We start from the raw sequence: 18,716 nt of genomic DNA, 5'->3' as shown, positions 1-18,716 counted from the left end.
ACGATCTCTCCCGGGGCACCCAAGACTAGATCCCCCGGCAGCGTCGATCGTTCCGTTTTTATGCCGGCATCAGGCGCTGATGCCGTGCCCCGCGAGAAACGCGACAAACGCCTCTTCGTCCAGCACCTTGAGCCCCAGCTCATTGGCCTTGACCAGTTTCGAGCCAGCGCCCGGCCCCGCCACCACGCAATAGGTCTTCGCCGACACCGAACCCGCCACCTTGGCGCCTAGGCTTTCCAGCTTGTCCTTGGCCACGTCGCGGCTCATCAGCTCCAGGGAGCCGGTGAGCACCCAGGTCTGTCCGGCCAGCGGCAAGCCTTCCACGACCTTTTTCTCGCTCTGCCAGTGCATGCCGAAGTCGCGCAGTTGCTGCTCGGCCTGCAAGGCTTGCAGACGGTGTTCAGGCACCGCAAAGAACTCGCGCACTGCATTGGCCTGCTTCTCCGGCAGCGCCTGGCGCATGTCCAGCCAGTCGGCGTCGATCACCGCCTGCAAGCTGCCGAACTTGTCCGCCAGCTTCTGCGCGCCGCCAGGGCCGACCGAAGGGATGTGCAGTTTGTCGAGCAGGCCGCCGAGGGTGGTGCTGGCGGCAAACTCGGCGCCCAACTCACCTTGATCCTGAATCTGCAGGCCATGCCCCAACAGCTGCTTGATCACCTGCCGGTTATGTTCGTCACTGAAAAAGCTGTGGATCTCGTAGGCCACTTCCAGGCCGATATCCGGCAGATAGGTCAGCACCTGCGGCAATGCCTGCTGCACCCGTTCCAGCGACCCGAGGGAGCGCGCCAGCACCTTGGCGGTCTCTTCGCCGACGTCGGGAATGCCCAGCGCATAAATGAAGCGCGCCAGCGTCGGTTGTTTGCTGTCGGCAATCGCCGCCAGCAGGTTGTTGCTCGACAGTTCGGCGAAGCCTTCCAGATCGACAATCTGCTCGAAGGTCAGTGCATAAAGATCGGCCGGCGAACTGACCAGCCCCTCATCGACCAGTTGCTCGACGCTCTTCTCGCCCAGGCCTTCAATGTCCATGGCCCGGCGCGAGACGAAATGAATGATCGCCTGCTTCAACTGCGCGCCACAGGCCAGGCGCCCGACGCAACGATAGACCGCGCCCTCGGTCACGGTTTCCTTGCCCTTGCTGCGCTTGACCAGTTGCGTGCGCTCGACGTGGGAGCCGCAGACCGGGCAGCTTTCGGGAATCTGCACCGGCCGGGCGTCAGCCGGACGCCGCTCGGCGACCACCTGCACCACTTGCGGGATCACATCACCGGCACGGCGGATGATCACCGTGTCGCCAATCATCAAGCCCAGGCGCGCCACTTCATCCATGTTGTGCAGGGTCGCATTGGATACCGTGACCCCAGCTACTTTCACCGGCTTGAGCCGCGCCACTGGCGTCACCGCGCCGGTACGACCGACCTGGAACTCGACGTCGAGCAACTCGGTCATTTCTTCCATGGCCGGGAATTTGTGGGCAATCGCCCAGCGTGGCTCGCGCGCGCGGAAACCCAACTCACGCTGCGCGGCAATGCTGTTGACCTTGAACACCACGCCATCGATTTCATAGGGCAGCGCATTACGCCGCTCGCCGATATCGCGGTAATAATCCAGGCACTCATCGATGCCCTTGGCCAGTTTCAACTCGCGACTGACCGGCATGCCCCAGGCCTTGAGTTGCTGCAGGTTGCCGATGTGGGTGTCGGCGATATCGGCCGACACCTGGCCAATGCCGTAGCAGCAGAACTCCAATGGACGGCTGGCGGTGATTTTCGAATCCAGCTGACGCAGGCTGCCCGCCGCCGCGTTACGCGGATTGGCGAAGGTCTTGCCACCAACTTCCAGCTGGGTGGCATTAAGGCGCTCGAAGCCGGCCTTGGACATATAGACTTCGCCGCGCACTTCGAGGGTCGCCGGCCAGCCGCTGCCCTGCAGTTTGAGCGGGATGTTGCGCACCGTGCGCACGTTGACGCTGATGTCCTCGCCGGTGGTGCCATCGCCGCGCGTGGCGCCACGCACCAGCGCGCCGTCCTGGTACAACAGGCTGACCGCCAGGCCGTCGAGCTTGGGCTCGCAGCTGTATTCCACCTCAGCGCCGGCGCCGAACAGGTCACCGACCGGCAGGTCCAGGCCCTCAGTGACGCGACGATCGAACTCGCGCATGTCGACTTCTTCGAAGGCGTTGCCGAGGCTGAGCATCGGCACTTCGTGGCGCACTTGAGTAAAAGCCGTCAGCGCCGCGCTGCCAATGCGCTGGGTTGGCGAATCGGCCGTGATCAGCTCCGGATTGGCCGCTTCCAGCGCCTTGAGCTCATGAAACAGGCGATCGTATTCGGCATCCGGAATGCTCGGCTCATCCAGCACGTGGTAGCGGTAGTTGTGCTGATCGAGCTCAGCGCGCAGGGCCAGGATGCGTTGTTCGGCGGCGTTCATCGGTGTTCTCTCATAATGCAAAAGAGCAGCCGAGGCTGCTCTATTTGTAGATGCGGTGCAGATTCATTGTAGGCGTTGGCGACTTCGATGACGCCATCGCCGGCAAGCCGGCTCCTACAAGGATCATTCACAACGGGGCAATATCAGCGCTTCTGGGTCAGGGCGCGGCGTTCGAACTCGACGATGCGCTGACGGTAATGCTCGATGGTTTGCGCAGTCAGTACGCTGCGCTGGTCATCTTTCAACTCGCCGTTCAGTTCCTGGGACAGCTTGCGCGCCGCCGCCACCATCACGTCGAAGGCCTGCTTCGGATGACGAGGGCCTGGCAGGCCGAGGAAGAAGCTCACCGCCGGGGTGCTGAAGTGGTCGATGTCGTCCAGGTCGAAAACACCCGGCTTGACCGCGTTGGCCATGGAGAACAGCACTTCGCCGTTGCCAGCCATGCTTTCGTGACGATGGAAAATATCCATTTCGCCAAACCGCAGACCGCTTTCGAGAATGTTCTGCAGCAGCGCCGGGCCTTTGAAGCCGGCGGCATCGCGGCAGATTACGCTGATCACCAGCACTTCTTCGGCTTGCGGTTGTTCCTTGTCGGAGGACCCGCTGGAAACCTTGCCTTCGTCCGGGAAATCGTCGTCACGGCTGCTGAAGCTCGGGCCGCCATCCAGATCCAGGTTTAGGTTCAAGTCACCCTGGGCCGGCTCGCCGTGGCCGCGCTTGCCACGCTTGGAACCCGATTCACGGGGCTCGCGGGCCGGCATGCTCACCGACGGCAGATCGTGCTCGTCCAGTTGCGGTTCTTTGTGGGTATCGAGCACGCGCGGCGGGCCCAGCACTTCGGCGCCGCTGTCTTCGTCGGGCAGGTTGGACAGGTTGCGGTCGAGGCGAAACTTGAGTTTGCCCTTGCCGCCGCGCATGCGCCGCCAGCCATCAAAAAGAATACCGGCAATGACAATAATGCCGATGACGATCAGCCACTCGCGCAGACCGATTTCCATGTAATCCCGTGCCTCTATGAAAAATGCTGAAAAATAAGGGGTTTACAACCTGTAAACCGCTTTAAAACGTGGAGCCAACTCTATGTTCTGACAGGCTTTTGCCCACGTACACGAAAAATTGATCTTAAACTAGCACGACCAAAGGTAACTTTACAGGGCTGCGCAGCGACAAGTTTCGAGCTGTAAGCCGCAAGCTGCCTTACTTGCAGCTTGAAGCTCGCAACTTGATGCTCGCCGTCAGGCGTCCACCATCGCCATCGCCTCCTCTACATCCACCGCCACCAGGCGCGAACAGCCCGGCTCATGCATGGTTACGCCCATCAATTGATCAGCCATTTCCATGGCGATCTTGTTGTGGGTGATATAGATGAATTGCACGGTTTGCGACATTTCCTTGACCAGTTTGGCGTAGCGTCCGACGTTGGCATCATCCAGCGGGGCATCAACTTCATCGAGCATGCAGAACGGCGCCGGATTGAGTTTGAAGATGGCAAATACCAGGGCCAAAGCCGTCAGGGCTTTTTCGCCGCCGGAGAGCAAATGGATGGTGCTGTTCTTCTTCCCGGGTGGACGCGCCATGATTGTCACCCCTGTATCGAGTAGATCTTCGCCCGTCAGTTCCAAATAAGCGCTGCCGCCACCGAAAACTTTTGGGAAAAGCGCCTGTAAACCGCCATTGATCTGATCAAAGGTATCCTTGAAGCGGTTGCGCGTTTCCTTGTCGATCTTGCGAATGACGTTTTCCAGGGTTTCCAGCGCTTCCACCAGATCCGCGTCCTGGGCATCCAGATAGCGCTTGCGCTCGGACTGCTGCTGATATTCGTCGATGGCCGCGAGGTTGATCGCGCCCAGGCGTTGGATACGCGCGGCAATCCGCTCGAGTTCTTCCTCGGCGTCTTTCTCGTTGGCCTCGGCCACCAGGGTCGCCAGCACGCCGTGCAGGTCGTAGCCGTCTTCGAGCAATTGGTCCTGCAAGGTCTTGCGTCGCACGCTCAACGCCTGCCATTCCATGCGCTGCTGTTCAAGCTGACCACGGATCATCTGCGATTGCTGCTCGGCCTGGGTCCGCCGTTTCTCCGCTTCGCGCAGTTCGCGGTCGGCGTCTTCAAGGGCGATCTGCGCGGTGCGCAACTCTTCGTCGACGCTCATGCGTTTTTCCAGCAGTTCTTCCAGGCGCAGGCGCATCTCTTCCAGCGGCGCCTCGCCCTCCTCCAGGTTGAGGCTCAGCTGTTCGCGCTTTTCCGTCAGGCGCTCGGACTGCAACTCCAGGCGCTCCAGGGCCTGACGCGTGGAGTCGTGCTGGGCCTTGAGCGAACCCAGGCGCACCGCCAGTTGGTGGGCGTGATCCTTGTGCTGGCGCGCTTCCTGGCGCACCCGATCGAGGCGTTCACGCAAGCTGTCGCGCTGGGCCATGAGTAGTTCGCGCTGTTCGGTATCCAGGGCCATGCTGTCGAGGGCCTCCTGCAATTGCAGGCGCGCCTCGCCGATCTGTTCGTGCTCCAGCTCGCGCTGTTCGGCCAACTCCGCCAACTCTTCATCGAGCCGGCGGCGGCGCAGGGTCAATTGTTCGGCCTTGGCCTTGCCGGCGGAGAGCTGGGCTTTCAATTCGCCTTGCTGGCGCGCTTCGTCCTGGAGCAGGCGGCGCAGGTGTTCGCGGCCGTTTTCCTGCTGGCGCTGCTGGGCGCGCAAGTTCTGCAAGGTGCTTTCGAGCGTCTCGACCGTGGCTTCGCGCTCTTCGCGCTCAAGCCCCAGTTGCTGGATTTCCTGACCACGGGCCAATACCCCGCTTTCGGCTTCACTGGCGCGCCGCACCCGCAGGAAGTGCCGGCCGATCCAATAGCCGTCGCGGCTGATCAGGCTCTCGCCGACCGTCAGAGTCGTGCGCAGCGCCAACGCCTGTTCAAGGCTATCGACCGGCTTGACCTGGCCCAGCCAGGGCGACAGATCGATGGACGCCTCGACCTTGTCCAGCAGACTGCCGGCGACGCGCACGCCGTCGCTGGCCGGACTGAGCAGACGCAGATCGCCCTGGGCAAACCCGGACAGGTCATAACCGCCGACATCGTCCACCAGCACCGCCTGCAAATCGGCCCCGAGCACGGTTTCCACCGCCAATTCCCAGCCGGCCTCGACCTTGAGGCCTTCGGCCAGCCGCGGACGCTCGGCCAACTGTTGCTCGCGCAGCCATTCGGCGGTGCCGGTGCCCGGATCCAGCGCGGCTTGCTGCAAGGCTTCCAGCGAAGCCAGGCGACCGTTCAGGCGCTGCAGATCGCCCTGGGCCTGCTGCTGGTTGTGCAGCGCGGTTTGCAGCTCCTGGCGCAATTGTTCGAGGCGCTCGACCTGGGACTCCTCGCTGGCTTGCAGGTCTTCCAGGGTTGCTTCGCTGGCGGCGAGCTGCTCGCTGAGTTCGAGCATCGCCGCGTCTTCCGGATTGGCCGCCAACTGGTCACGCTCTTCGCCCAGCCGGCGCTGGCGCTCGGCGAGGCGTTCGACGCTGGTTTCCAGCTGCTGGATGCGCGACTGCTGCACTTCCGCCTGGCGCCGAGGTTCCGCAGAGGCCAGGTTGAAACTGTCCCACTGCTCCTGCCAGCCATGCATGGTGGTTTCGGATTCTTCCAGGGCAGCGGCGGCCTCTTCGGCGGCAGCACTGGTGACTTCCTGCTCGGGGATGAGCAGGTCCAGCTCTTCGCCGAGGGTCAGCAGCAGGGTGCGGTCGTGGCCCAGGTGCGACTCGGTCTCCAGGCGCGCGCGCTCGGCTTCCTTGAGGTCGTCCTGCAATTGGCGCAAGCGCTGCTGACCGTGCTGGATGCTCTGCTCGACCCGGGCGATGTCGCCGCCCACCGAATAGAAGCGCCCCTGCACCAGATTGAAGCGCTCGGAGAGGTCGTGGTGACCGTCACGCAGCCTTTCGATGCTCGCGTCGGCATTGCGCTGCTCGGCCACCAGGGCTTCGAAACTGATTTCCTGATTGCCGATGATCGCTTCGCGCTGACCGACCTGCTCGTTCAGGGCCTGCCAGCGCAATGCCGACAGCTGGGCCTTGAGTTGACGTTCCTCGGCCTTGTATTCCTGATACTTCTCGGCGGCCTGGGCCTGGCGGTGCAGACGCTCGAGCTGGCGCTCCAGTTCTTCGCGCAAGTCGGTCAGGCGCGCGAGGTTTTCGTGGGTGCGGCGGATGCGATTCTCGGTCTCGCGGCGACGTTCCTTGTACTTGGAGATGCCCGCCGCTTCCTCGATGAAGTTGCGCAGATCCTCGGGCTTGGCTTCGATCAGCTTGGAGATCATGCCCTGTTCGATGATCGAATAGCTGCGCGGGCCAAGGCCGGTGCCGAGGAAAATGTCGGTGATGTCACGGCGCCTGCACTTGGTGCCGTTGAGGAAATAGCTGTTCTGACTGTCGCGCGTCACTTTGCGCCGGATGGAGATTTCCGCGTAGGCCGCGTACTCGCCGATCAAGGTGCCGTCGGAGTTGTCGAACACCAGTTCGATGCTGGCCTGGCTCACCGGCTTGCGGCTGGTGGAACCGTTGAAGATGACGTCGGTCATCGACTCGCCACGGAGGTTCTTCGCCGAACTCTCGCCCATCACCCAGCGTACGGCGTCGATGATGTTCGACTTGCCGCAACCGTTGGGACCGACCACTGCCGCCATGTTACTGGGGAAGTTCACCGTGGTCGGGTCGACGAAGGACTTGAACCCCGCCAGCTTGATGCACTTGAGCCGCATGCTCAGGCAGCCGGCAAGGCAGACAGCACCAGGTCGCAACTGCGCTGGGCGTAGGCCGAGAGCACGATGCGGATCTGTGGCAGGTCGCGGGCCAGCACCGCCGCGAGCAGGCGGTCGAACAGTTCGAGGTACTCGCTCATTTCCGCCTTGCGCTGGTCCAGGGCAAGAAAGTAGGCGCGGCTCATGGCCGGTTGCAGGTTCTCGACGGTTTCCTGCAGGTACGGATTGTCGGCGAACGGATAGGCCGCGCGCATCACGTTGAAGCTGTCGTCGACGAAGGTGCGGATGTCCTGGCGTTCGTAGCTGGCGTTCAGGCGCTGCTGGATCTGCAGGAACGGCGCCATGTCGGCCTGGACCTTCCAGCCATTGGCCACCGCATTGCCCAGCAGGATGTACAGCTCGCTCATCAGCGTGCACAGGCTCTGCACCTTGTGCGCCGTAAGCTCGGTGACATGCGCGCCGCGACGCGGCAGGATCGCGATCAGGTGGCGCCGTTCAAGGATCAGCAAGGCTTCGCGGACCGAACCGCGGCTGACGTTGAGCGCCAGCGTGACCTTCTGTTCCTGGATGCGCTCTCCTGGCTTCATTTCGCCGCGAATGATGCGTTCGGCGAGGTGTTGAGCAATTTGCTCGGCGAGGCTGTCCGGCGCCTTGAACGTCATGGTTTTCCTTCAAACTCTTCGAACTGTACAAGCGGCGCAGTGTAGCGCACTTGGACACAGATAACGCAGGACCCGGGCCGGGTAAATTGGCACGATTCAAGCAAAAAGCGAGTCATGTCCAAAGGGTCAATAATGAAAGCAACGACAGTTGATCGACAAATTGCAATTTCCTGACCTTTAAGTCAGAAAATCATTGACCGTAAAGTCAGACCTGATAGATTCAGGCACAACGGTTAACAACAATAAATACGTCTGCGAGGCCTTCCGTGATCCAGTTTTTACTTAACCAGGAACTCCGTAGCGAGCACGCCCTGGACCCGAACCTGACCGTGCTGAATTATCTGCGCGACCATTTGGGCAAGCCCGGCACCAAAGAAGGCTGTGCCAGCGGTGACTGCGGTGCGTGCACGGTGGTGGTCGGCGAGTTGCAGGCCGACGACCAGGGTCGCGAACACATTCGCTATCGCAGCCTCAACTCGTGCCTGACGTTTGTCTCGTCGCTGCATGGCAAACAGTTGATCAGCGTTGAAGACCTCAAGCATCAGGGGCAATTGCACAGCGTGCAGCAGGCGATGGTCGAGTGCCACGGCTCGCAGTGCGGTTTCTGCACGCCGGGCTTCGTCATGTCGCTGTTCGCCCTGCAGAAAAACAGCGAGCAGCCCGACAGCCACAAGGCTCACGAAGCCCTCGCCGGTAATCTTTGCCGCTGCACCGGCTACCGGCCAATCCTCGAAGCCGCGCAGCAAGCCTGCTGTGGCAAACAGCCCGATCAGTTCGACGCCCGCGAGGCCGAGACCATTGCCCGGCTCAAGGCCATCGCTCCGAACACCACCGGCGAGCTGAACAGCGGCGACAAGCGCTGCCTGGTGCCGCTGACCATCGCCGACCTCGCCGACCTGTACGACGCCTACCCGCAAGCCCGCCTGCTGGCCGGCGGTACCGACCTGGCGTTGGAGGTCACACAGTTCCATCGCACCCTGCCGGTGATGATCTACGTCGGCAACGTCGCCGAAATGAAGCGCATCGAACGCTTCGACGACCGCCTGGAAATCGGCGCGGCCACCCCCCTCTCCGACTGCTATGAAGCGCTGAAGGCCGAGTACCCGGATTTCGGCGAATTGCTGCAACGCTTCGCCTCGCTGCAGATCCGTAACCAGGGCACCCTGGGCGGCAACATTGGCAACGCCTCGCCCATTGGTGATTCGCCGCCGCTGCTGATCGCTTTGGGCGCGCAGATTGTCCTGCGCAAGGGCGAGACCCGCCGCACGCTGGCGCTGGAAGACTACTTCATCGATTACCGGGTCACCGCGCGCCAGGAAAGCGAATTCATCGAGAAGATCATCGTGCCACGGGCCAGTGCGGAAAAACTGTTCCGCGCCTACAAGGTCTCCAAGCGTCTGGACGATGATATTTCCGCGGTGTGCGCAGCGTTCAATATCCGCCTGGAAAACGGCGTGATTGCCGAGGCCCGCGTGGCCTTCGGCGGCATGGCGGCGATTCCGAAACGGGCGGCTGCCTGCGAAGCGGTGTTGCTCGGTGCGCCGTTCAACCACGCCACCGTCGAGCGCGCCTGCATCGCCCTGGCCGATGATTTCACCCCGCTGTCGGACTTCCGCGCGAGCAAGGAGTACCGCCTGCTCAGCGCGCAGAACCTGCTGCGCAAATACTTCATCGAACTGCAAACACCGCACATCGAGACTCGGGTGACCGCTTATGTCTAATCATCACGCCATCGAGAAGACCCAAGCCGAACTGGCTGAACTGTTCGCCAAGGACCTGACCACCGGTGTCGGCCGCAGCGTCAAGCACGACAGCGCCGCCAAACACGTGTCCGGCGAAGCCCAGTACATCGACGACCGCCTGGAATTTCCCAATCAGCTGCACGTCTATGCACGCCTGTCGGACCGCGCCCACGCCCGGATCATCAGCATCGACACTGCGCCCTGCTACGCCTTCGAAGGCGTGCGCATCGCCATCACCCACGAAGACGTACCCGGTCTCAAAGACATCGGCCCGTTGCTGCCCGGCGATCCGCTGCTGGCCATCGACACTGTGCAGTTTGTCGGCCAGCCGGTGATTGCCGTCGCCGCCAAAGACCTGGAAACCGCACGCAAGGCGGCCATGGCCGCGGTCATCGAATACGAAGACCTGGAGCCAGTGCTGGATGTGGTCGACGCCCTGCGCAAACGCCATTTCGTGCTCGACAGCCATACCCATCAGCGCGGCGATTCGGCCGGCGCACTGGCCTCGGCTGAACACCGGATCCAGGGCACGTTGCACATCGGTGGCCAGGAACACTTCTACCTGGAAACCCAGATCTCTTCGGTGATGCCCACCGAAGACGGCGGCATGATCGTCTACTGCTCGACCCAGAACCCCACCGAAGTGCAGAAACTGGTGGCTGAAGTCCTAGACGTGTCGATGAACAAGATCGTTGTCGACATGCGCCGCATGGGCGGTGGTTTCGGCGGCAAGGAAACCCAGGCGGCGAGCCCGGCGTGCCTGTGTGCGGTGATCGCGCACCTCACCGGCCAGCCGACCAAGATGCGCCTGCCACGGGTCGAAGACATGCTGATGACCGGCAAGCGTCACCCGTTCTACGTCGAGTACGACGTCGGCTTCGACAGCACCGGGCGCCTGCACGGCATCGCCCTCGACCTCGCCGGCAACTGCGGCTGCTCGCCTGACCTGTCGGCATCGATCGTCGACCGGGCGATGTTCCACTCGGACAACTCGTACTACCTGGGCGATGCGACCATCAACGGTCACCGCTGCAAGACCAACACCGCCTCCAACACCGCCTACCGTGGCTTCGGTGGCCCGCAGGGGATGGTGGCGATCGAGGAAGTGATGGACGCGATTGCCCGTCACCTGGCACTCGACCCGCTGGCGGTGCGCAAGGCCAACTACTACGGCAAGACCGAGCGTAACGTCACCCACTACTATCAGACCGTCGAGCACAACATGCTCGAGGAAATGACCGCCGAACTGGAAGAAAGCAGCCAGTACGCCGAGCGCCGCGAAGCGATCCGCCGCTACAACGCCAACAGCCCGATCCTGAAAAAAGGCCTGGCGCTGACCCCGGTGAAATTCGGTATCTCCTTCACCGCCAGCTTCCTCAACCAGGCCGGCGCGCTGATCCACATCTACACCGACGGCAGCATCCACCTCAACCACGGCGGTACCGAGATGGGCCAGGGCTTGAACACCAAGGTCGCGCAGGTGGTGGCCGAAGTGTTCCAGGTGGAAATGGACCGCGTGCAAATCACCGCGACCAACACCGACAAGGTGCCGAACACCTCGCCGACTGCCGCGTCCAGCGGTGCCGACCTCAACGGCAAGGCCGCGCAGAACGCCGCCGAAACCATCAAGCAGCGCCTGGTGGAATTTGCCGCGCGCCAGTACAAGGTCAGCGAGGAAGACGTCGAGTTCCACAACGGCCACGTGCGCGTTCGCGATCACATCCTGACGTTTGAAGCGCTGATTCAGCAGGCGTATTTCAACCAGGTGTCGCTGTCGAGCACCGGCTTCTACAAGACCCCGAAAATCTACTACGACCGCAGCCAGGCGCGGGGCCGTCCGTTCTATTACTTCGCCTTTGGCGCCGCCTGCTGCGAAGTGCTGATCGACACCCTGACCGGTGAATACAAGATGCTGCGCACCGACATCCTGCATGACGTCGGCGCCTCGCTGAACCCGGCCATCGACATTGGCCAGGTGGAAGGCGGTTTCATCCAGGGCATGGGCTGGCTGACCATGGAAGAGTTGGTGTGGAACAACAAGGGCAAGCTGATGACCAATGGCCCGGCCAGCTACAAGATTCCCGCCGTGGCCGACATGCCGTTGGATCTACGGGTGAAGCTGGTGGAAAACCGCAAGAACCCGGAAGACACGGTGTTCCATTCCAAGGCTGTGGGCGAGCCGCCGTTCATGCTCGGCATCGCCGCCTGGTGCGCGATCAAGGACGCCGTGGCCAGCCTGGGTGATTACAAACACCAGCCGAAAATCGACGCCCCGGCCACTCCGGAGCGGGTGTTGTGGGGTTGCGAGCAGATGCGCCAGTTGAAGGCGGCGAAGGCTGTTGAGCCCGAAACCGAGTTGGCTTCGCTGTAAGACCGAGGTGACTGGTTCGCTGGCAAGCCAGCTCCTACACATTTGCGGTGGCGCAATCGACACCCACCCCGTAGGAGCTGGCTTGCCAGCGAAGAGGATCTGGAAAACACCACAGATGTTGAGGTGAACATGTACAACTGGATCGACGCCCTCGCCGACCTGCAAAACCAGGGTGAGCCCTGTGTGCTGGTGACGATCATCGAGGAGCTCGGCTCGACGCCACGCAATGCCGGCTCGAAGATGGTCATCAGCGCCAGGCAGGCCTACGACACCATTGGTGGCGGGCACCTGGAATACAAGGCCATGCACATCGCCCGGGAAATGCTCGCCAGCGGCAAGCAGGACACCCACCTGGAGCGCTTCAGCCTCGGCGCCAGCCTCGGCCAGTGCTGCGGCGGCGCCACGGTATTGCTGTTCGAACCCATGGGCCAGGTGCAGGCGCAGATCGCCGTCTTCGGCGCCGGCCACGTCGGCCGCGCCCTGGTGCCGCTGCTCGCCAGCCTGCCGTGCCGGGTGCGCTGGATCGACTCGCGGGAAGATGAATTCCCCGAGCAGATCCCCCATGGCGTGCGCAAGATCGTCAGCGAAGAGCCGGTGGATGAAATCGACGACCTGCCCGCTGGCAGCTATTGCATCGTCATGACCCACAATCACCAGCTCGACCTGGAGCTGACCGCAGCCATCCTCAAGCGTAACGACTTTGCCTACTTCGGCCTGATCGGCTCGAAGACCAAGCGCGTGAAGTTCGAACACCGCCTGCGCGATCGCGGCTTCGAGCCCGGCGTCGTGCAGCGCATGCGCTGCCCGATGGGCATTGGCGAGGTCAAGGGCAAGCTGCCAGTGGAAATCGCCATCTCCATCGCCGGCGAAATCATCGCCACCTACAACGCCAACTTCGGCCAGCAAAGTTCCAGCGCCGAACCGATTGCCAAACTGCTGCCTGCTTCACGCCGCAGCCAAACCGCAAACCTGAAAGCCTCGAATTGAGAATCCCATGCCTCAGACTCGCAAAGCCTACCGCGCCGCCATCCTGCACAGCATCGCCGACCCTGCCGTAGTCGGTATCGACGCCTCCTACGAGTATTTCGAGGACGGCCTGCTGGTCACGGAAAATGGCCGGATCAGTGCCATCGGCCACGCCAGCGAACTGCTCCCCAGCCTGGCGGCGGACGTTGAAGTGGTTCACCACAAAGATGCATTGATCACCCCGGGTTTCATCGACACCCACATCCACCTGCCGCAAACCGGCATGGTCGGCGCCTACGGTGAGCAACTGCTGGACTGGCTCAACACCTACACCTTCCCCTGCGAAAGCCAGTTCGCCGACAAGGCCCACGCCGAGGAAGTCGCCGGGATCTTCATCAAGGAACTGCTGCGCAACGGCACCACCACCGCGCTGGTGTTCGGCAGCGTGCACCCGCAGTCGGTGGATTCGTTCTTCGAAGAGGCGCAAAAGCTCGATCTGCGGATGATCGCCGGCAAGGTGATGATGGACCGCAACGCTCCGGACTACCTGACCGACACCGCCGAATCCAGCTACCTCGAGAGCAAGGCGCTGATCGAGCGCTGGCACGGCAAGGGTCGCCTGCATTACGCCGTGACTCCGCGCTTCGCCCCAACCAGTACGCCGGAACAACTGACCCTCGCCGGCCAGTTGCTGGGCGAATACCCCGACCTGTACATGCAGACCCACATCAGCGAGAACCTGCAGGAAATCCAGTGGGTCAAGGAACTGTTCCCGGAGCGCAAGGGCTATCTCGACGTCTACGATCACTACCAGCTGCTGGGTGAGCGCTCGGTGTTTGCCCATGGCGTGCACCTGTGCGACGACGAATGCGCGCGCCTGGCGCAGACCGGTTCGGCCGTGGCCTTCTGCCCGACCTCGAACTTCTTCCTCGGCAGCGGTCTGTTCAACCTGCCGATGGCCGAGAAACACAACCTCAATGTCGGCCTGGGCACCGACGTTGGCGCCGGCACCAGCTTCTCGCTGCTGCATACGCTCAACGAAGCCTACAAGGTCATGCAATTGCAGGGCGCGCGCCTGAGCCCGTTCAAATCGCTGTACCTGGCCACCCTCGGCGGCGCCCGCGCCCTGCGCCTCGAGGACAAGATCGGTACCCTGCAACCGGGCACCGACGCCGACTTCCTGGTGCTCGACTACAACTCGACGCCGCTGCTCAGCTACCGCCTGAAACAGGCCAACAACATTGCCGAGACGTTGTTTGTGCTGATGACGCTGGGTGATGACCGCACCGTGCTGCAGACCTATGCGGCGGGCAACCTGGTGCATCAGCGGTAAGGTTTTCGGGCATAAAAAATCCCCCGTCGCTTTTCAGCCCGGGGGATTTTTATTGCCGGTCCTGCCGCCATCGCCAGCAGGCTGGCTCCCACAGGATTCTGTGTCTAATGCAAAATTTGTGACCACTGAAGATCAACTGTGGGAGCCAGCCTGCTGGCGATAGGCGCGACGCGGTCTCTCAGATTTTCGCCGGCGAACGCCCCGGCTTCTTGGTCTGCAGCAAATGCGAGAACACTGCATGCAGATCGTCCGACGCGCTTTCTTCGTCGAGGTTGAGCTTGCTGTCGATGTGATCCATGTGATGCATCATCAGGTTCACCGCCAGGGTCGCGTCGCGGGCCTCGATGGCGTCGATCAACTGGGTGTGCTCATCGTAGGAACAGTGCGAGCGGTTGCCGCTTTCGTACTGGGCGATGATCAAGGAGGTCTGCGACACCAGGCTGCGCTGGAAGCTGATCAGCGGCGCGTTTTTCGCCGCCTCGGCCAGTTTCAGGTGGAATTCGCCCGAGAGGCGGATACCGGCACCACGGTCACCGCGGGAAAAGCTGTCGCGCTCGTCATTGACCATCTGCCGCAACTCGCCGAGATCCTCGGCCGTGGCATGTTCGACCGCCAGTTCGGTGATCGCCCGCTCCACCAGGCGCCGGGCCATGAATACCTGGCGCGCTTCGTCCACGCTCGGGCTGGCAACCACGGCACCGCGGTTGGGCCGCAGCAACACCACGCTTTCGTGGGCCAAACGCGACAGGGCGCGACGGATGATGGTGCGGCTGACCCCGAAAATCTCGCCCAGCGCCTCTTCGCTCAATTTGGTCCCGGGCGCCAGGCGCTGTTCAAGAATGGCCTCGAAGATGTGCGCATAGACTATGTCGTCCTGGGTGCCGCTGCGGCCGGCCTTGCCAGCTCGCGGTTGTTTCTTGAGGGGCTGCAACTGTTCGTTCATGGGCGCTCGGGGTCGGGAAAATTGCGGCGAATTACCGTGACTGTAATACGGCACAGCAGGTCGCTGGCAAGTATCGCGTAAAAAACACGGCACATTGTACACAACTGCTGGTGGCAAGACGACTGTACGGCCAACTACGCCCCCGGCTGTATTGCAACGATCAGTTACGTTTGAGTTTAGGCTTGTCCCCAGAGTCTGCGGACATCTTCATCTGTTTAAGGAACCCCCGCCGTCATGAACGACGCCAGCCACACTCAACTCCGCCCGTTGGCCGACACCTCGCCATCGGCCATCGTCGCCGGGTTCATCGCGATGATGACCGGTTACACCAGTTCGCTGGTGCTGATGTTCCAGGCCGGCCAAGCCGCCGGCCTGACCAGCGGGCAAATTTCCTCGTGGATCTGGGCGATCTCGATTGGCATGGCCGTGTGCTCCATCGGCTTGTCCCTGCGCTACCGCACCCCCATCACCATTGCCTGGTCGACCCCCGGCGCCGCCCTGCTGATCACCAGCCTGTCGGGGGTCAGCTATGGCGAGGCGATTGGCGCCTACATCACTTGCGCGGTGCTGGTGATCCTCTGTGGCATGACCGGCAGCTTCGAGCGCCTGGTGAAAAAAATCCCGGCATCGCTGGCCGCGGCCCTGCTGGCGGGGATTCTGTTCAAGATCGGCAGCGAAATTTTCGTCGCTGCCCAGCACCGCACCGGCCTGGTACTGGGGATGTTCTTCACCTACCTGGTGGTCAAGCGCCTGTCACCGCGCTACGCAGTGCTCGCCGCACTGCTGATCGGCACCGCGCTGTCCGGGTTCATGGGCCTGCTGGACTTCAGCGGTTTCCACCTGGAAGTGGCAACCCCGGTATGGACCACCCCGCACTTCTCCCTGGCGGCAACCATCAGCATCGGCATCCCGTTGTTCGTGGTGGCCATGACCTCGCAGAACATGCCCGGCATCGCCGTGCTGCGCGCCGACGGCTACAACGTTCCCGCCTCGCCGCTGATCACCGCGACCGGCATCGCTTCGCTGCTGCTGGCGCCGTTCGGCTCCCACGGGATCAACCTGGCGGCCATCAGCGCAGCCATCTGCACCGGGCCGCATGCCCACGAAGACCGCAACAAGCGCTACACGGCCGCCGTCTGGTGCGGGATTTTCTACGGCATCGCCGGGGTGTTCGGCGCCACGCTGGCCGCCCTGTTTGCCGCGCTGCCCAAGGAGCTGGTGCTGTCGATCGCCGCGCTGGCGTTGTTCGGCTCGATCATCAATGGCCTGAGCATCGCCATGAGCGAAGTCAAGGAGCGGGAAGCGGCGCTGATCACCTTCATGGTCACCGCGTCGGGGCTGACGCTGTTCTCCATCGGCTCGGCCTTCTGGGGGATTGTCGCGGGGGTGGTGACGCTGATGGTGCTGAACTGGCGTAAAGCCTAGGCGAAAAAAAACGGCGACCCTGAGGTCGCCGTTTTTTTTAACATCAAGCTACCGGATTGATCGGCTTTTCCGGGTACCAGACGTCCAGCAGCGGGCTGACTTCAACGCTGGTCAGCTCGGTGCGGCCTTTGAGCCAGGCTTCTACTGCAGCGCGCTGTGCTTCGGTGACCGAGCCACGCTTCTGCAGGCAAACCAGACCGTAGTCGTCGCCGCCAACATAACCCAGACCGTTGGCTTCCATGGCTTCTTTGAGGAATGCATCGAGGAAAGCGTCAATGGCTTCATCAGCCAAGTCTTCCTTGAAATCCAGGTTCAGTTCGAAACCCAGCTCTTGAAATTCATCAACGCACAGTTTTTTGCGCAGACGCTGGGAACGGTTAGTCGCCATTGGAACAATCCTCATAAGTAATATCGGGCGGCACTTTAGCATTTTCAGCCACCGTTTGCCCGACTCTCTGCCGAGGGCGTCCTACCGTCGGTAAAAAAAATCGCCCAATAGCTCACCGGTAAGCGGCACAAAGCGCTATACCTTGGGCATAATGCCGACAATTTCGTGACTGCCGAGGGAATTCATTTTCATGCCCTCATCTCTTTTCCCCTCGACTGCAGGGTCTTATTTCAGATGATCAAATCTTTGCGTCCATTGTTGCTGGCCAGCCTGCTTGTTCCTCTGGCTTTCCCCGTTTCTGCCGCTCCCGTCAACACCGCCCTGACCCCTAACGTCGAAAAGGCCCTCAAGGCCAGCAAGTTGCCCGACAGCGCCTTGTCGCTGGTGATGATTCCCCTGAACGGTCCGGGCACCCCGACCGTGTTCAATGCCGACGTGTCGGTGAACCCGGCGTCGACCATGAAGCTGGTGACCACCTATGCCGCCCTGGAAATGCTCGGCCCCAACCACCAGTGGAAAACCGAGTTCTACACCGACGGCACTCTCAGCGGCGGCATCCTGCGCGGCAACCTGTACCTCAAGGGCGGCGGCGATCCAAAGCTGAACATGGAAAAACTCTGGCTGCTGATGCGCGACCTGCGGGCCAATGGCGTGCAGCAAGTGACCGGCGACCTGGTGCTCGACCGCAGTTTCTTCAACCAGCCGCAACTGCCGCAATTCAATGACGACGGCAACGACGACAACAAGCCGTTCCTGGTCAAGCCCGACGCGGCCATGGTCAACCTCAAGGCCCTGCGCTTCGTCGCCCGCAACGACTCCGGACGCGTGCTGGTTTCGGTCGAGCCGCCGATTGCCAGTATCCGCATCGAGAACACGGTCAAGGCGATCAACTCCAAACAATGCACCGGTGGCGTGCGCTACAACCCGGTGACCCAGGCCGACGGCAGCGTCACTGTGACCGTGGCCGGCCAATTGGGCGACGGCTGCAGCTCGCAGACCTATCTGTCGCTGCTCGACCACGCCACCTACACCGCCGGCGCCGTAAGGGCGATCTGGCAGGAGTTGGGTGGCAGCATCCAGGGCCGTGATCTGCAGGGCGCCGTACCGAAAGACGCCAAGCTCCTGGCCCGGGCTTTCTCCCCTGACCTGGCGGAAATCATCCGCGACATCAACAAGTACAGTAACAACACCATGGCCCAGCAGTTGTTCCTCAGCCTGGGCGCGAAGTACCGCACCAGCGCCGACAGCGACGACGCCATGGCGGCCCAGCGCGTCGTACGCCAGTGGCTGGCGAAGAAAGGCATCACCGCGCCCCACCTGGTCATGGAAAACGGCTCCGGCCTGTCCCGTGCCGAGCGTGTCAGCGCCCGGGAAATGGCTAACATGCTGCAAGCGGCCTGGCACAGCCCGTACTCGGCCGAGTTCGTCAGCTCGATGCCGATTGCCGGCATGGATGGCACCATGCGCAAGCGCCTGAAGACCACCGCGATGCGCGGTGAGGCTCACGTCAAGACCGGCACTTTGAACACCGTCCGCGCGATTGCCGGGTTCAGCCGCGACAACAACGGCAACACCTGGGCCGTGGTCGCGATCCTCAACGACAAGGCGCCGTTTGGCGCTTCGTCGGTGCTCGATCAAGTCCTGCTGGACCTGTACCGCCAGCCGAAACTGGCCGCCACCGCGTCGAACCTCTAGGCCACGGCCCACAGCAGGAGGTCGCCCACCGCGATCTCCT

12 protein-coding genes are annotated in these 18,716 nt (G+C 62.2%); 6 read left to right on the top strand and 6 right to left on the bottom strand.

Annotated features, from left to right (window positions below; all coding sequences use genetic code 11):
- Nucleotides 1–69 precede the first annotated feature (69 nt).
- From ligA to ACZYR5_RS22670, 4 genes are all read right to left on the bottom strand, one after another.
- Nucleotides 70–2,427, bottom strand: a complete 2,358-nt coding sequence (gene ligA / locus ACZYR5_RS22685; protein WP_489091808.1) for an NAD-dependent DNA ligase LigA — start codon at nt 2,425–2,427, stop codon at nt 70–72.
- Nucleotides 2,428–2,570: 143 nt separating this feature from the next.
- Nucleotides 2,571–3,425: a cell division protein ZipA gene (zipA, locus tag ACZYR5_RS22680; RefSeq protein WP_489091809.1), complete on the bottom strand. Its 855-nt coding sequence runs from the start codon at nt 3,423–3,425 to the stop codon at nt 2,571–2,573.
- A gap of 237 nt (nt 3,426–3,662) precedes the next feature.
- Nucleotides 3,663–7,151, bottom strand: coding sequence for a chromosome segregation protein SMC (gene smc / locus ACZYR5_RS22675; protein ID WP_489091810.1), 3,489 nt, complete (start codon nt 7,149–7,151; stop codon nt 3,663–3,665).
- A 2-nt stretch (nt 7,152–7,153) separates the two neighbouring features.
- Nucleotides 7,154–7,813 carry a GntR family transcriptional regulator gene (locus ACZYR5_RS22670; protein ID WP_489091811.1) on the bottom strand — a complete coding sequence of 220 codons (660 nt, stop codon included), beginning with the start codon at nt 7,811–7,813 and terminating at the stop codon, nt 7,154–7,156.
- Nucleotides 7,814–8,079: 266 nt separating this feature from the next.
- Between ACZYR5_RS22670 and xdhA the strand changes: the two genes are divergently transcribed.
- From xdhA to guaD, 4 genes are all read left to right on the top strand, one after another.
- Entirely contained in the window at nt 8,080–9,534 is a 1,455-nt protein-coding gene (gene xdhA, locus ACZYR5_RS22665; RefSeq protein WP_489091812.1) for a xanthine dehydrogenase small subunit, read from the top strand.
- Entirely contained in the window at nt 9,527–11,926 is a 2,400-nt protein-coding gene (xdhB, locus tag ACZYR5_RS22660; RefSeq protein WP_489091813.1) for a xanthine dehydrogenase molybdopterin binding subunit, read from the top strand. The genes xdhA and xdhB overlap by 8 nt, the downstream gene beginning before the upstream one ends.
- 129 nt (nt 11,927–12,055) lie before the next feature.
- On the top strand, nt 12,056–12,913 hold the full coding sequence (xdhC, locus tag ACZYR5_RS22655) for a xanthine dehydrogenase accessory protein XdhC (protein WP_489091814.1): 858 nt from the start codon (nt 12,056–12,058) through the stop codon (nt 12,911–12,913).
- 7 nt (nt 12,914–12,920) lie between these two features.
- A complete protein-coding gene (gene guaD, locus ACZYR5_RS22650; RefSeq protein ID WP_027618024.1) occupies nt 12,921–14,225 on the top strand; it encodes a guanine deaminase in 1,305 nt (434 codons plus the stop codon).
- 178 nt (nt 14,226–14,403) lie between these two features.
- Here the strand turns inward: guaD and ACZYR5_RS22645 are convergent, their stop codons facing one another.
- Nucleotides 14,404–15,168 (bottom strand): GntR family transcriptional regulator, encoded by a 765-nt coding sequence (locus tag ACZYR5_RS22645; RefSeq protein ID WP_489091815.1) that lies wholly within the window; start codon nt 15,166–15,168, stop codon nt 14,404–14,406.
- Between the two features lie 234 nt (nt 15,169–15,402).
- Between ACZYR5_RS22645 and ACZYR5_RS22640 the strand changes: the two genes are divergently transcribed.
- Nucleotides 15,403–16,593: a benzoate/H(+) symporter BenE family transporter gene (locus ACZYR5_RS22640; protein ID WP_489091816.1), complete on the top strand. Its 1,191-nt coding sequence runs from the start codon at nt 15,403–15,405 to the stop codon at nt 16,591–16,593.
- Between the two features lie 43 nt (nt 16,594–16,636).
- Here the strand turns inward: ACZYR5_RS22640 and ACZYR5_RS22635 are convergent, their stop codons facing one another.
- Entirely contained in the window at nt 16,637–16,981 is a 345-nt protein-coding gene (locus tag ACZYR5_RS22635) for a YggL family protein (protein ID WP_489091817.1), read from the bottom strand.
- 234 nt (nt 16,982–17,215) lie between these two features.
- Here ACZYR5_RS22635 and dacB point away from each other — a divergent pair, with 234 nt between their 5' ends.
- On the top strand, nt 17,216–18,676 hold the full coding sequence (gene dacB / locus ACZYR5_RS22630; protein WP_027618028.1) for a D-alanyl-D-alanine carboxypeptidase/D-alanyl-D-alanine endopeptidase: 1,461 nt from the start codon (nt 17,216–17,218) through the stop codon (nt 18,674–18,676).
- Nucleotides 18,677–18,716: the final 40 nt, after the last annotated feature.

The sequence above is a fragment of the Pseudomonas sp. F007 genome, assembly GCF_057814275.1.
This window is presented reverse-complemented; position numbering and strand designations above follow the sequence as displayed.

Bases quoted from the DNA above. Each gene is read 5' to 3' on its own strand.
- ligA (WP_489091808.1), bottom strand. From the start codon at position 2,427: ATGAACGCCGCCGAACAACGCATCCTGGCCCTGCGCGCTGAGCTCGAT.
- zipA (WP_489091809.1), bottom strand. From the start codon at position 3,425: ATGGAAATCGGTCTGCGCGAGTGGCTGATCGTCATCGGCATTATTGTC.
- smc (WP_489091810.1), bottom strand. From the start codon at position 7,151: ATGCGGCTCAAGTGCATCAAGCTGGCGGGGTTCAAGTCCTTCGTCGAC.
- ACZYR5_RS22670 (WP_489091811.1), bottom strand. From the start codon at position 7,813: ATGACGTTCAAGGCGCCGGACAGCCTCGCCGAGCAAATTGCTCAACAC.
- xdhB (WP_489091813.1), top strand. From the start codon at position 9,527: ATGTCTAATCATCACGCCATCGAGAAGACCCAAGCCGAACTGGCTGAA.
- xdhC (WP_489091814.1), top strand. From the start codon at position 12,056: ATGTACAACTGGATCGACGCCCTCGCCGACCTGCAAAACCAGGGTGAG.
- guaD (WP_027618024.1), top strand. From the start codon at position 12,921: ATGCCTCAGACTCGCAAAGCCTACCGCGCCGCCATCCTGCACAGCATC.
- ACZYR5_RS22645 (WP_489091815.1), bottom strand. From the start codon at position 15,168: ATGAACGAACAGTTGCAGCCCCTCAAGAAACAACCGCGAGCTGGCAAG.
- ACZYR5_RS22640 (WP_489091816.1), top strand. From the start codon at position 15,403: ATGAACGACGCCAGCCACACTCAACTCCGCCCGTTGGCCGACACCTCG.
- ACZYR5_RS22635 (WP_489091817.1), bottom strand. From the start codon at position 16,981: ATGGCGACTAACCGTTCCCAGCGTCTGCGCAAAAAACTGTGCGTTGAT.
- dacB (WP_027618028.1), top strand. From the start codon at position 17,216: ATGATCAAATCTTTGCGTCCATTGTTGCTGGCCAGCCTGCTTGTTCCT.